The organism is Streptomyces durmitorensis (genome assembly GCF_023498005.1).
GTDB classification, from domain to species: Bacteria; Actinomycetota; Actinomycetes; order Streptomycetales; family Streptomycetaceae; genus Streptomyces; species Streptomyces durmitorensis.
The window spans coordinates 8984647-8998487 of sequence record NZ_CP097289.1 but is presented as its reverse complement, the minus strand read 5'-3'; the positions used below and the strand labels follow the sequence as shown (position 1 = coordinate 8998487).

The window sequence follows — 13841 nt, the reverse complement described above, 5'->3', positions numbered from 1 at the left end:
GCCGACTACAGGTTGTTGCGCACTTTTGGGCTCAAATGGACAGTGCCGAGGCACACCTGTACGCACAGCGCTGGGATGCCGCAATCGTCGTGCTGGAGTCGACGCTGCGGGAGATCGCGATGAATCGCGGGCATTTTCGCACTGTGCGGCTCGCAATTCAGCACCGTCAGGCTGCTGAAGCGTTGGCTGTGGCGTACGCCTGCACCGGACGGTACGACGACGCGTGGCGCACGATGGAGGAACTACCAGGTCACGACATGTTCGGTGATCCGCCGCACAGGGTGGATCACCGGGGCGCCGGCTTCGAAGGGCTGGGCATCCTGATGTCGCTGATCGGAGGAGCCCTCGGTGAGGGCGGCGCCGCAGCGGGCAGCGTTAGGGCGCCGGAGTCGGACTGGGCGCTTGACGATGGTCGGGCTGGGGTTGGCCTGCTGCAGATTCTGGGTCACGGCAGCACGACGGTGCTGCTGCTACGGACGCTCGGTGAAGGCGGCACGGTGACCACCCGCGGGGTGCGGCGTGAGGTCGAGAATGACGTGATCGCCGAGGCGTTCGCGGCATTTGGTGGCACCACGTCCGCCGACGCAGAGAACTATCTCTTGTCATTGGATTCGGGAATTGCCGAGACAACTGGAGCCCGAGTTCGCATGGCGGCGGCCTTTGCCCGGGTGGCGCCGCTCTTAGTGGAGCCCCTTCGGGAGTTACTGGGTGGGTCGCGTCTGCGCTCTGTCGGGATCTGTGACGATGGCAGGTTCAACCACTTCCCCTTCGAAGCGCTGCCGTGGCCGGATCCCACGACACCGGCGCAGGTGCTGGGCGACCGGTACGGCGTGTGCTTCGTGCCTTCGGCAGCGAGCGGGCTGCCCTGCCGGGCCTGGCAACGCCGGGAGCGGCCTCGGGTGCTGTTCGTCGCATATGACGGCGCTGACCTGGACACGGATCGAGACATCGCGCGGATGCGCGAGTTGACCGGGTTGGATGTGACCGTCATGCACACTGCTGATTGCGCCAAGCGGGAGATCCTCACCGAGCTGTCGAAGGACTACTCCCTAGTGCATTTTTCCTGCCACGGCAGGTTCGACATTCTCCAGCCGAGCAGATCGGCACTGCTGCTCAGCAAGAAGGCCATGGACGTCCTGCACTTCGACGACCAGGGCCTGCAGGAGGCGAAACCGGGTGATCAGCGGTACCAGTTGACCGGTGAGGACCTCGACGAGATCCATATGCCCGGGGCCCCGGTGGTGAGCTTGTTCGCCTGTTCGTCGGCCGCCCCCAAGCCGCCGATGAACTTCGGGTTCACAGGGCTGCCTGGCGCGTTCCTCCGCGCCGGCGCCTCGGCCGTGATCGGAAGCCGTTGGAGCGCTTCCAACGATCTCTGCTTTTCTCTGCTGTCCACTATGTATGCGGCCATCAACGACGGCATGCCGCCCGGGGCGGCGTTCTTCGCCGCGCGGCGAACGCTGCCTTCGACGCAAGAACCCACCGTGTTTCACCAAGGCTTGTTCTGCTACATCGGCGCTCCAGACCAGGAGACCTCGTGACGCGACGCACCATCGTCGAAGCACACATCTACGGGGCGGACGAGGAGATCACCGCCCTCCTCAACACCGGGTTGGCTGACATCGAGGTAACCTCGCCGCCGTTGATACGGAGCGTCGGCGCTCAGGTGCTGGAGATGTCGGGCAACGTTGCCAGCATCGTCGCCGGGCTGCTCGCCATCAAGGCAGCACTATGGCCGCCGAGCCCTCCGGTGCCTCCGCGGCCGGTCACCATCGTCCTGCGAAATCTGGAGGGGGACACGATCGAGCTGCGGGAGGCGTCCGAGGAGGAACTGAGGGCAGCGATCGATCCGCCGCCCGACGCACAGGAGTGATCCCCTGCCAGGCACCCCAGCGGATGGCAGGGGCCGCCCTCCCGACGACGTGCGGACCCACCCGCCCGGGGATATGAGCAGGGCCCCTGTTACCGTGCGCCGATGTCAACGATCAAGCAACTCCAAGTGACCTTCGATTGCGCGGAACCTGCGCGTCTCGCCGGCTTCTGGTGCGAGGTGCTGGGGTACGTCGTACCTCCGATCCCGACGGGATTCGCCACTTGGGAGGATTTCCACCGCTCACTACCGCCTGAGGATCAGGTGATCTACTTCGCGTGCAGTGACCCCTCGGGGGTGGGCCCGCGCCTGCTTTTCCAGCGCGTTCCCGAAGGGAAGGTCGTCAAGAACCGGCTGCATCTTGACGTGCGGGCCGGTATCGGACTCGTGGGTGAGGAGCGCCTGGCCACGCTTGAAGCCGAATGCGCACGGCTGGTCTCGCTTGGCGCGGTACATGTGCGAACGATGCGTGCCGATGGCGAGAACGAGTCCTGCATTGTGATGCAGGACATTGAGGGCAACGAGTTCTGTCTCGACTGAGGATCCTCCGAGTCGGCGAGGTAGGCAGCCGCCTCCCTTGGACCTCTCTGGTCTCGTATGCAGTCGCGGAGGATCTGCCAGGTCTTCATCCGGGCGAAGTCGTGCTCTACGCAGGCCCGGTCCTGCCCTTGCTCGGTCTGCTGGTCGAGCCGGTTGTGCGTCTGGATCTCGTGCAGGGGCCGGGGCAGCACTCCTGCTGAGCGGGGCCGGGTCGCGGAGGACGTGCAGGTCATCGTGGACGCCGACACCCGCTGGGTGATCGCCGCGGCGCGTCCGGTGCCAGGCACCACCGCGGGTGCCCACTCAGGGCCAGGAGGACGACGACACGGCGAGGGCCTTCATCACGCCGTCCAGGCCGTCGCCCACATGCACAACCTCGCCCTCGCCTCATGACCAGAAGGCCGCGATCCGGTCCCCCGGCCCGTTGCGTCACTTCTTGTCCTGGGGGCACTTGTACTTCCCATCGGGGCCCCAACGGTCCACAGGACCACCGTCGTTCTGCTTGAACGCGCCGCAGTGGAGAACCAGCCTCTGGCCCTGCGCCGTGTGGTTGAGCATCACGAGCGCCTTGTTCAAAGGCGGTTTGGAGCCGCGACGCTCCGGAATCCTGATCTCCCCGCTGACGCCCTCAAAGCGAATTCCCTCGTCAAGCTTGGACTTGACCCCCTCGGCGTCCACCGAGTCCACACTCGTGTACTCCCTGTCCGCCGCCGAGGACAGCACCTTGAGCGCATCGTGCGCCAGTGCCACATGCCCGTCGTTGATCCAGGGATCGCGGTCCGTGTACCGGCGGATGTAGCGCGTGATGAACTCCTTGGCCTGGCCGTTCCCGTCCGCATGCCCGTCGGGCAGCACATGGACCGTGTGGTAGAGCCGCAGCCACTCCTTGTCCAGGTACTGGCCGCCGAGTGCGGCATTGGTGAGTTCGTTGCTGCCGATCACCGTCAGCGGTATCCCGGCACAACCGCCGTCGGGTCCATAGGCGTTGACGAACTTGGTGAAACTCTCGACGCGGGAGGCCCAGTAGACGACCGTGCGGCGGTCCTCCTTGACGACGTCGCACACGTGCTGGGCCGTGTCCTGGGCGGAGACGTCCGTGCCTCGCCCGCCGGGGAACTCCCACGTCTCGGTGCCCGCACCGAATTTCTGTACGAACTTCCCGCCCAGTTCGCGGGTGTAGAGATCATTGGGGTCCTTCACGACCAGGGCGCGCGTGGAGCTCTCGCAGCGCCCCGGCTCCGTCTCGATGATGTTCCCGTGCCGCGCGAACCGCGCGGCAATGGCCGTCTCACGGCTGTTGTCCGGGGACATCGGCCGGTAGTACTCACCGGCCTGCTGCATGGCGACCGCCGTGGCCGTCGTGCCGATCACCGGAACCTTCCCGTTGCTGAGGATCCGCGCGGCCTCCTTGGTCAGCTGCCGGCTCTCCCTGAACCCGATCACGCCGATGACCGTCCGGCTGTCCTGGCGCTCCTTGTTCGCCTCGGCGTCCCGGACCACATCCCTCGCATGCCGGACGACGTGCTTGAACTTCCTTCCGGTGTCCCGGACCTCGACATACAGCCGCACTCGGTCCTCGTCCTGCGAAGCCAGACGGTTCAGCTCCTCCTGCGCCAGGAGAATGCCGCGCAGTTCGGGGATCATGCCGTTCATGACCACCTCGTCCGGGTCGGGATCCACTCCCGCCCCCAGGTAGACCACCCGGCGTACCGGCTTGTGGAACTTCTTCTCGGCGGTCAGCGCCTTGGCGTTGAGCTCCTTGATGGCGCCGAGGACCTCCTCGTACTGTTCCTGAGGTGTCGTGCCCTCGTCCGTCGCACCGGGAGCCACGCCGGGGGCGGCCCGCCCCTGCACGATCTCTCCGTCCAGGCAGTGCTGGGGTGCTGCCGGAGCGACCGAGCAGTACACGGCCGTGGACAGCAGGGCGAGTATCACGCTGCCGATCGCCAGTTCGCCGGTCAGCTCCGTCCGCGGCCCCCAGCGGAACTTCTTCACCGGAGCCGGATGGAGACGTTCTCCCTGGTCGGCCTCCCCATCGGCGAAGGTCGGCTGCTGTGCCGACACCAGCAGCGGGGGTGGAGCACCCTTACCGGCGGCGGCCGGGACCAGCTTGTCCGCCGCCTCGTTCAGGTTCCGGCAGGTGGGCCAGCCTTCTTGCGCGTAGGCCGCGGCCTGTCCCACGCCGACCAGCAGCAGAGAGGCGCTCCCCGCTTCGTCGGCGACCTTCAGGTACGTACTGAGGAACCGTCGCGTGAGCAGCGCCTCGGGCGTGCCCGCCTGCGGCAGGCCGAACAGGACGACACGACGGGCCCTGCGGCGGCGCGCCCAGGCGCCGAACCACCCTGGCCGGGCGCGGTCGAGATCTGCCAGCAGGGCGCGGAACAGCAACTCCTCACGTGTCTCGAGCTGCCCCTCGGGGCCGCCGCCCCGCAGCGTCAGCAGGTTGCTCATGCGCTCGAAGAACCGGCCCGAGGGATCGATGCCCCGCCAGGACACGAACCAACTGCGCTTGGACCTGATGAGCCGCCGACTCCACCAGGCCGCCCAGCACCATCGTGGGAAGGTGTGGAACAACGGTTCACCGACCGCAGGCCAGAACTTGTCGACCCAACCCGCCACCGGCGCAGATTCCGCGCAGCTCACCCTCGTCAGCGCGCCCAGCAGCCCGCTGGCGGACCGCAGCGTGTAGATGTGGTCGCGCAGAGCCTTCTCGTCGAGGGCGTCGGGCTCCGACTGGGCCCGCTGTACGAGGTCTTTCATCAACTGGAAGGTCCGCAGCCGCAGTTCCCCGACCTTGGGCGGACTCGCACCGTGCAGGCCCTCGCCCGCCTGCAGCGTCAGGAATCGCTGCTGTGGCTGATCGGGCGCGGGAGCATCCGGACGGCGCAGCCTGGCGTAGGGGACCAGCTTCTCCTGCTCCTGCGGTCCCAGGACGAAGGCGAACTTGTCCAGGAGCTCGTCCGAGAAGCTCTCGTCCCCCGTGTTCAGGAGCATCGCCGGCAGCACCTTGTCCCGCAGGCTCTTCCACTCAGCCCGGGGAGGGACCACCGCCTTCCTGAAGGCAGGCAGGAAATCACGTGAACTGGGAAAGGCCGGGAACCTGTTCTCATGCAGTGGTCGGTCTGCGTGCCCGGGCGTGGGCTGGTGCCTGTTCGGAGGTACGGATTGGTTCATGGCGAGCCTCCAGCTCTCCTCCATGAGTGATGCGATGCCGGTCGCGGTACGGCTCGGTCCGGCCGAGCGCGCCCCGGAGCGGTTGGGTGGCCTGGCTCAGCGCAGCTCGATGCCGCGGGTTTCGGGAAGCCCCAGCAGTGAGACATAGGCCAGCGCGTAGCCTGCGGCGGCGAAGCCGAGCGCGCCGCCCACGCCCCAGCTGTCGGAGAGGAATCCGACGAGGGTGGGGAAGACGGCTCCGACGGCCCTGCCGGTGTTGTACGTGAACCCCTGTCCGGTGCCGCGCACTTCGGTGGGGTAGAGCTCGGCGAGGAAGGAGCCGAAGCTGGAGAAGATCGCCGACATGCAGAACCCGAGCGGGAAGCCGAGCAGCAGGGATATCTCGTCCCAGTCGGCGGGGACCTGGGAGTAGCTCAGGACGCACAGGGCCGACAGAACGGCGAAGGTCTGGATGGTGAGTCGGCGTCCAAGCCGGTCGGCCAGGTGGGCGCCTGTCACGTAGCCACAAAACGCACCGATGATCTGCACGACGAGGAATCCCCCGACACCGGTGACCGACAGGCCCCGCTCGTCGCTGAGGTACTTGGGAATCCAGGTCGCCAGGGTGTAGTAGCCGCCCTGTACGCCGGTGGACAGCAGGCCGGCCAGCAGGGTCGTACGCAGCAACTGGCCCCGGAAGATGTCCAGGAACGAGTGCGAGCGTCCTGCCGCCTTCAACCGTTCGGTCGCGGCAGGCGCGTCCTTCACGTTGCGCCGGACGTAGAACACGAGCAGTGCGGGCAGTGCGCCGGTGAAGAACAGCACCCGCCATGCGATGTCATCGTCGACCAGGTTGTACACCACCGTGTAGGTGACGACCGCCAGGCCCCAGCCGACGGCCCAGGCCGACTGGATCCAGCCGAGCGTGCGTCCGCGGTGACGGCTCGCGGCGTACTCGGCCACCAGGACCGCGCCGACCGCCCACTCCCCGCCGAACCCGACCCCCTGCAAGGCCCGGAAGACCAGCAGGGTGCCGAAGTTGGGCGCGAAACCACAGGCGACCGTGAACACGGCGTACACACTCACCGTCCACATCAGCGCGCGTACCCGGCCGACCCGGTCGGCGAGCACTCCGGCCAGCGCACCGCCCACGGCGGACATCAGCAGAGTCACCGTGGCCAACAGGCCGGTCTGGCCGTTGTCGAGCCCGAAGTAGACGCCGATGGCGGCCAGGCTCAGTGGCAGCACGTAGAAGTCGTACGAGTCCAGGCCGTAGCCGCCGTACGCGCCGAAGAACGCACGCCGCCCGTCAGGGCCGAGCTCGTGGAACCAGGCGAACCGGCGGCCGCCGTCCGGCGTCGGCCCCGCTTCCCGCGGCAATGGACTCCGCTGATCCGCTGTGACGGCCTGGTCCGGGGCGGCGGTCTCGTCCGGGGAGGGGGACCTGCCCGTGGAGGTGGCCTTGTCCGGCGAGGGAGAACTCATGCTCATGGCCTTGCACCTCTCAAGGGGCTTGATGGGGCCGCGAGTTGATGCATCGTCACCGTAGAGGATTGGTGAACAATCCGACAAGAGGATGCGTCATTGTTCCTCTCCGAGGGGTGTCATACAGTCATCCTGAGGTCTGAGGAAGGAGCATCCATGAGCCGCCAAGCGGATCAACTGGCAGACGACAAATACCTGTTGGGACGGTCGAGCATCTCCGAACGGGTGGCGGATCTGCTGCGGATACGCATCGGCGAGGGCCAGTTCAAGCCTGGCGCGAAACTGTCCGAGGACGAGATCTGCACGGCCCTCGATGTCTCCCGCAACACCCTGCGGGAAGCCTTCCGCCTGCTGACCCATGAACGACTGCTGGTCCACGAACTCAACCGGGGCGTCTTCGTACGCAGACCCAGCGCCGCGGACGTCACCGACATCTACCGCGTGCGACTCCTGGTGGAGTGCGCCGTCGTCCGCTCCCTCGGGCAGCCGCCCTACGGCCTCGACGGCCTGGCGGAGGCCGTCACCGACGGCGAACGGGCCACCGCGGCGCAAGACTGGGACGCGCTCGGCACGGCGAACTTCCACTTCCACCGCGAGCTCGTCGCCCTGGCCGGCAGCCCCCGCATTGACGAATGCATGCGCACGGTCCTGGCCGAACTCCGCCTGGCCTTCCATGCGTTGACAGACCCCGAGGCCCTGCACTCCCCGTACCTGGAACGCAACCGCGCCCTGCTGGAGACGCTGGAGAAAGGCGACACGGCCCAGGCCGAACAGCTACTGGAACGCTACCTCGCCCACTCCAGCAACAACTTGATCCGCGCTTCTTCAGCAGGCGCCCGCCCTTGATCGTGGCCCTGGCATGCTCGCCTTCCGTACCGGCGACGCTTCAGATACTTCATCGCCCAGGACCTGGCCGAGGGGCGCACCTGGCAGCCGTGCGCCGCTGGTCAGTGCGAAGACGGTACGGCTGGTCCCTGTTGGAACAGGCGGCGGCCATCGGAAACTTGACCATCACCCCGCAGTTGGCTGTGATCATGACTACGGTGCCGATCGGATCTTCGGGGTAACCCGTCGGCACGATCGGAGTGCCTTTGTCGCCTTCAGTCCGCTCAACCACTGACACTCCCGGCTCTGGCTTCAGCCGTCCGGGCCGCTCGAAGTAGAAGCCCCTGGGCCCCTGCCGTGCGCCGCTCTCCCCGGGTGGTGGAGTCGCCGCAACACCCTTGACCAGCGCGCTGCCGTCAAGGACACACTTGCCGTCGAACCGGTGGCCGGCGAAGCCGAACAGATGGGTTCCCCGACCCAGCCGCAGCAGCCCCATGGTGACGTGCGTCGCTTCGAGGGGCACACCGCTTGGCAACCGGGGTGGTGGCGTAGCGCCACAGCGCATCCGCGACGGCGTGATGAGCCTGCACGACGTGATGTTGTGCGGCCTGGAGAAATGGATCCACACCCCTATGAACTGGGGTGTTGCGACCACCGCTATAAGTCGAGCACCGCGGCGACGGAGCCCACGCCAAGAGCCTCACCGACCGAGCCATGCCATGCGGCCCGGCCTGGGGGCCGGATGGCCCATGGCGGAAGAGGGGGGACGGGAAGAGATTGGAGTCGGCAGGGTCGCGCTCCAGGAAGAGGCAGGGCCATGAACGCTTTTCCCATTTCCACCATGCTGCGGGCGTTGCCGGTCGAGCACCGAGAGCGGCTGATGGGCCTCGCCCGCGAGGTGTCGTTCCCGCAGGGAACCCGCCTCTTCAAGGAGGGTGGGCGCGCCGACCGGTTCTGGATCATCCGTACCGGCACCATCGCCCTCGGCATGCACGTGCCCGGTCGCCGAGCAGCCGTCATCGAGGCACTCGGGCACAACGAACTCGTGGGCTGGTCCTGGCTGTTCGGGCCGCACGCCTGGTGTCTGGGCGCCGAGACGACGAGTCCGGTGCGCGCGTACGAGTTCGACGCCGAGGCGGTACGGGTCATGTGCCGGGCCGACCCCGTGCTGGGAATGGCCGTGACCCAGTGGGTGGGAGACATCGTCGCCCGCCGGCTGCGGTCAGCGAGGACCCGCTTGCTGGATGTGTACGCGCCCTACGGCAGCGGCAACTCTCGCTGACCCGACCACGATGGAATCGTCGGAACCGACCAAGGAGTCACCGTGCACGGCAGCCCGCACATCGTGAGCGACGTGATGACCCGCACCGTCGCCTCCATCGGTCGCAGGGCCGACTTCAAGGAGATCGTGCAGCTGATGGAAGAGTGGAATGTCAGTGCCCTTCCCGTTCTGGAGGGCGAGGGCCGGGTGGTCGGCGTCGTCTCCGAGGCCGACCTGCTGTACAAGGAGGAGTTCCGCGACGCCGACCCCGATGGCTCCACACAGCTGCGGCGATTCTCCGATCTCGCCAAGGCCGGTGCCGTGACCGCCGAGGAGCTGATGACATCGCCGGCGCTGACCGTGCACGTAAACGCGACCCTCGCGCAGGCCGCCCGCATCATGGCGCGCGCAAAGGTCAAGCGGCTCCCCGTCGTCGACGACACCGGAAGGCTGGAAGGGGTTGTCAGCCGCGGCGATCTCCTGAAGGTGTTCCTGCGGGACGACGAGGAGGTCGCCGAGGAGGTCCGCAGGGAAGTGGTGTCATATCTGTTCCCTGCGTCGTTCCCGCCTGTCCGTGTGCGGGTGAAGGACGGGGTCGTCACACTCGTCGGGCGCGTCAGGGACACCTCTCTGGTGCCCGTGGCCGCACGCTTGGTGCGGGCCGTCGAGGGTGTGGTGGATGTGCAGTGCGAGCTCGCAGGACCGGCTCGCCGCCCGGAGCAATGACCGGCAGCCGAATCCGACGACCATCGTCGGACTGGGCCGCTCGGCCCTGGTGCGTCCGCTCCACAAGGGTGACGATGGTCATCACAGTCGGCATGTGATCCGTGGTCCACCATCGAACGAGGGGACGTCATGGCCGGGGCTCGTACCTTCACGGAAGAGAACCCGATCCGGGTCTTCCTGCTCGATGACCACGAGGTCGTACGACGCGGTCTCACCGACCTGCTGGACTCCGAGCCCGACATCTCAGTGGTCGGCGACGCGGACAGCGCCGAGCACGCGCTGGTGCGCGCACCGGCCCTGCGCCCGGACGTCGCCGTCCTCGACGTACGCCTGCCGGACGGTGACGGGATCAGTGTCTGCCGCGAGCTGCGCAGCCTGATGCCGGAGCTGGCCTGTCTGATGCTGACCTCGTTCGACGACGAAGAGGCCCTGCTCGACGCGATCATGGCCGGGGCGGCGGGCTATGTGCTCAAGCAGATCAAGGGCTCCGACCTGGTTTCGGCGGTCCGCACGGTCGCCTCAGGGCAGTCGATGCTGGACCCCACGACGACTGCCCGCCTGATGCGCTCCCTGCGCGCGGGCCCCGCCGAAGGACCGGCACTCGCACCTGAGCTCGCCAGCCTGTCACCCCGCGAGCGGGACATCCTCACGCTCATCGGAGACGGGCTGACCAACCGCGAGATCGGCAAGAAGCTCTACCTGTCCGAAAAGACGGTGAAGAACCACATCTCCCGGCTGCTGGCCAAGCTCGGCGTCCAACGCCGCGTGCAGGCGGCGGTCCTGGCCAGCCATCTCGAACGGCCCGACTCCACCGACCATCCGACACGATGAACCCGTCCTGCCCCGCCTCACCGTCCTGCCCCGCCTCACCGTCCGGGCCTGCCGCCGGGCCGCGCCCTTCTGCGGTCAGCCTCCGGCCGCGGATCCGTCCGCACTCACGGGAACCCGCCACACCAGCCGCGTGCCACCGCCCTCCGGCCGTGCGTCGAGTGCCAGCGTTCCGCCGAGGGTGACGGCCCGCTCCTCGATGTTCTTCAGCCCGCTGCGCTGGGCGCCACCCGGCACCCCGCAGCCGTCGTCCATCACCGTGAGCGTCAACTCGCCCCTGGAGCACTGAAGTCGGACGTCCACCGCCTGTGCTCCGGCGTGCCGGGCCGCGTTACTGAGCGCCTCGCCGAGGACAGCGACCGCATGGTCGGCGACGTCGCCGGGGACATCGGTCTCGACGAGCCCCTCGATGCGCAGCGCGGGCTGGAATCCGAGTGACGTGGCCGAGTCCCCCACCGCCTCGGAGACCCGGCCGCGCAAGCCGTCGCTCTCCCGCCCGCCCCCGCCGTGGGTGCGCAGTCCGAAGATCGTGGACCGAATGATCTTGATGGTGTCGTCGAGGTCGTCGACGGTCCGTGTCAACCGCTCCATGCCCTCGGGGTGCTCCATGAAACGCTGGGTGCTCTGCAGGGTCATGCCGGCCGCGAAGAGCCGCTGGATGGCGATGTCATGGAGGTCGCGGGCGATGCGGTCCCGGTCCTGCAGCAGGGTGATCTGTTCCGCGTCGCGGCGCCGCTCTGCCAGCTCCAGCGCCAGCGCCGCCTGGTCGGCGAACCCGAGCAGCGGCCCGGAGTCCACGTCGCCGAACGGCGTACCGCCCGGCACACGCCCCAGCAGCAACACGCCCCGCGCTCTCCCGCCGGCGCCGAGCGGCACCGCGACCACGGGTCCGAGCCCGGCCCACTGGGCTTCACCTTCGCCCGTGCGGGAGTCGTGCTCGATGTCGGCGCTGACCACCGGTTCCATCGCGCCGAGTGCCGCTCCGACGAAACCACCCCGCGCGGACAGCACCAGACCGCTGCGTTCCTCTCTGCCCAGGCCGACCGCCAGGGCCGGTCGCAATGTCTCCTCGCCCGGCACGCGCTCCGCGATCAGCCCCATGTCGGCGGATACGATTTTCCGGGCCTCGTCGACGATCAGTTCCATCACGTCCGCGCTCGGCGCACCGGTCAGGAGCATGCTGGTGACCTTGCCGCTGGCCCGCTGCCAGCGCTCGCGCAGTCTGGTCTCCTCGTACAACCGTGCGTTCTCGATGGCCACTCCGGCGGCCACCGCCAGCGTCGACAGGACGGACTCGTCCTCCGCGTCGAATTCCCCGGCGCTGCGCTTCTCGGTGAGGTAGAGGTTTCCGAACACCTCGTGGCGCACCCGGATCGGTACGCCGAGGAAGGAGTGCATCGGCGGGTGGTTCGCCGGAAAGCCGTACGACGCCGGATGCTCCGACAGCTCCGCCAGCCGCAGGGGCACAGGGTGGCGGATCAGCTCTCCGAGGAGACCGTGCCCGCTGGGCAGCGCCCCGATCTCCGACCGCCCGTCCTCACCAATGCCGACGGTCAGGAACTCGGACAGACTCTGGTCGCCGGCGATCACGCCCAGCGCTCCGTACTCGGCGTCCACCAGCACCACCGCGGCCTCGACGATGCTGCGCAGCACCTGCGGCAGGTCGAGTTCCCGTCCGACCGAGAGGACGGCCTCCAGCAGGCTGTGCAGGCGGTCCCGCGTGCCGCGGACCGCGTCGATGCGCACCTGCAGCTCGCCCAACAGTTCGTCGAGCCGCAGTTTGGGCACGTGCTCCTCGGAACCGCCGCGTCCATCCCCGCTCATGACTTCCTCCGACCGACACAGCAGACAAGGCAGTTCGAACCGGTTCCTCGCTGTTCACCGTACTGTCCCGGGGGCCTCGACATCGACATCAAGCGGGCCGAAGACCGGCTGGCATAACGGCGGCGCGGACCGCCCCTAGATCACCACGCCCGCTCCCGCACGGGACTGTCGCTGCCCACTCATGGCGGCGAAGGACATGGGGGGCGATGCGATGCCCACGTGGATCAGCTTCCTCGGGGCTCGGCCGCGAGTTCCGTGCCGATCCGCGTGGCCCACGCCTCGATCTGCCCGAAGTCGCGGAAGTCCCCGCCCCTTCCGGAAGAGACGATCTTCCGGGCCATGAATCCTGTCGCTCCCTCTACGAGGCAGCCACCGAACGTGATGTGTTCCCTGGCGCCGAGCCGGGCCATGGCCCGCTGCACACCGGGCACGGGCGGGATGTCCCGTTCCGGAGCCGTGGCGTCGAGCGGACCGCTGCTGAAGAACCACAGCGGATGCCCGGCCAGCGCGCGGCCGTGACGGCGGACGAAGCGGCGGGCATCCCTGTGCCAGTGCCCCGCGTACAGCCCGCCACCCACCACCACGGCGTCGTACGGCTCCACGTTCGTCACGGACCGGGCAGGTATCGCCTCGGCCGACATTCCCTCCTTGCGCAGGACTTCGGTGATGGTCTCGGCGATCCGCGCGGTCGAACCGTTCGTCGTTCCGTAGGCGACCAGCACTTTACTCAGCATGACGGTGCGTCTCCTCTCACAGCTTTCGAAGCCCTTGCCCGGTCACACCCTGCGAGGCTCGTCCGGCCTCAGGTGCGAGTCGTCGAGCCGGTAGGTGAGCTTCTCGATCACCTCGCGGCGGCGGATCTCGTCGTCGGGTTGGAGGAAGACCCGGATGAGGTCGCGGCGGGTGACGATGCCGACCAGCCGGTTCCCCACGTCCACCACCGGCAGCCGCTCCGCACCGCTCTGCGTCATGGTCCGGGCGACCTCGGCAATGGTGTTGTCGGCGCGCACGGTGACCGGCGGCACGGACATCAACTGTCCGGCGGTACGGGCATGCGTCTTCGGAGCCTGCCTGCGAGTGCCGCGGGTCAGCCCGGTGAGCCGGAAGCGGCGCTTCGATCTGGCCGGGTCGGGTGTGTGCTCCCGCCGGACCATGAGGTCGGTCTCGGAGATCACCCCGATGACCTTCTCGTCCTCGTCGACCACCGGCAGTCCGCTGATGTGGTGCTCGACGAGGAGTCCTGCCACCTCCTGGAACGGGGTGCTGTGCAGAGCACGGACGACCTCCATCGCCATCACGGATCCGGCCTTGTTGTGCTTCATGTCTGTT

The 13841-nt window shown here is 67.9% G+C and carries 12 protein-coding genes and 1 pseudogene; 8 read left to right on the top strand and 5 right to left on the bottom strand.

Annotated features, from left to right (window positions below; genetic code table 11):
• The first annotated feature begins 35 nt into the window (after positions 1-35).
• From M4V62_RS39760 to M4V62_RS39745, 4 genes and pseudogenes are all read left to right on the top strand, one after another.
• Complete coding sequence (locus M4V62_RS39760) at positions 36-1541, top strand: CHAT domain-containing protein (protein WP_249592055.1); 1506 nt, start codon at positions 36-38, stop codon at positions 1539-1541.
• Positions 1538-1873, top strand: a complete 336-nt coding sequence (locus tag M4V62_RS39755; protein ID WP_249592054.1) for a hypothetical protein — start codon at positions 1538-1540, stop codon at positions 1871-1873. The genes M4V62_RS39760 and M4V62_RS39755 overlap by 4 nt, the downstream gene beginning before the upstream one ends.
• A 102-nt stretch (positions 1874-1975) precedes the next feature.
• A complete protein-coding gene (locus tag M4V62_RS39750) occupies positions 1976-2410 on the top strand; it encodes a VOC family protein (protein ID WP_249592053.1) in 435 nt (144 codons plus the stop codon).
• A 207-nt stretch (positions 2411-2617) separates the two neighbouring features.
• Positions 2618-2803 (top strand): annotated as a pseudogene (locus tag M4V62_RS39745) (hypothetical protein); the annotation flags it as partial.
• A 36-nt stretch (positions 2804-2839) separates the two neighbouring features.
• On the opposite strand, the gene M4V62_RS39740 reads toward M4V62_RS39745, so the two are convergent.
• Entirely contained in the window at positions 2840-5404 is a 2565-nt protein-coding gene (locus tag M4V62_RS39740) for a type 1 periplasmic-binding domain-containing protein (protein ID WP_249592052.1), read from the bottom strand.
• 276 nt (positions 5405-5680) lie between these two features.
• On the bottom strand, positions 5681-7048 hold the full coding sequence (locus tag M4V62_RS39735) for an MFS transporter (protein ID WP_249593198.1): 1368 nt from the start codon (positions 7046-7048) through the stop codon (positions 5681-5683).
• A 156-nt stretch (positions 7049-7204) separates the two neighbouring features.
• Between M4V62_RS39735 and M4V62_RS39730 the strand changes: the two genes are divergently transcribed.
• The 4 genes from M4V62_RS39730 (at position 7205) to M4V62_RS39715 (ending at position 10691) form a co-directional block, all read left to right on the top strand.
• Complete coding sequence (locus M4V62_RS39730; protein WP_249592051.1) at positions 7205-7894, top strand: GntR family transcriptional regulator; 690 nt, start codon at positions 7205-7207, stop codon at positions 7892-7894.
• Positions 7895-8690: 796 nt separating this feature from the next.
• Positions 8691-9155, top strand: coding sequence for a Crp/Fnr family transcriptional regulator (locus tag M4V62_RS39725; protein WP_249592050.1), 465 nt, complete (start codon positions 8691-8693; stop codon positions 9153-9155).
• A 42-nt stretch (positions 9156-9197) separates the two neighbouring features.
• On the top strand, positions 9198-9860 hold the full coding sequence (locus M4V62_RS39720; RefSeq protein ID WP_249592049.1) for a CBS domain-containing protein: 663 nt from the start codon (positions 9198-9200) through the stop codon (positions 9858-9860).
• 129 nt (positions 9861-9989) lie between these two features.
• Positions 9990-10691, top strand: coding sequence for a response regulator (locus M4V62_RS39715; RefSeq protein WP_249592048.1), 702 nt, complete (start codon positions 9990-9992; stop codon positions 10689-10691).
• Positions 10692-10766: 75 nt separating this feature from the next.
• On the opposite strand, the gene M4V62_RS39710 is transcribed toward M4V62_RS39715, so the two are convergent.
• The 3 genes from M4V62_RS39710 to M4V62_RS39700 all read right to left on the bottom strand — a co-directional run bounded on the left by M4V62_RS39710 (position 10767) and on the right by M4V62_RS39700 (position 13834).
• A complete protein-coding gene (locus tag M4V62_RS39710; RefSeq protein WP_249592047.1) occupies positions 10767-12512 on the bottom strand; it encodes a sensor histidine kinase in 1746 nt (581 codons plus the stop codon).
• A 224-nt stretch (positions 12513-12736) separates the two neighbouring features.
• Positions 12737-13246, bottom strand: coding sequence for a flavodoxin domain-containing protein (locus M4V62_RS39705; RefSeq protein WP_249592046.1), 510 nt, complete (start codon positions 13244-13246; stop codon positions 12737-12739).
• Between the two features lie 42 nt (positions 13247-13288).
• Positions 13289-13834, bottom strand: coding sequence for a CBS domain-containing protein (locus tag M4V62_RS39700; protein WP_249592045.1), 546 nt, complete (start codon positions 13832-13834; stop codon positions 13289-13291).
• Positions 13835-13841: the final 7 nt, after the last annotated feature.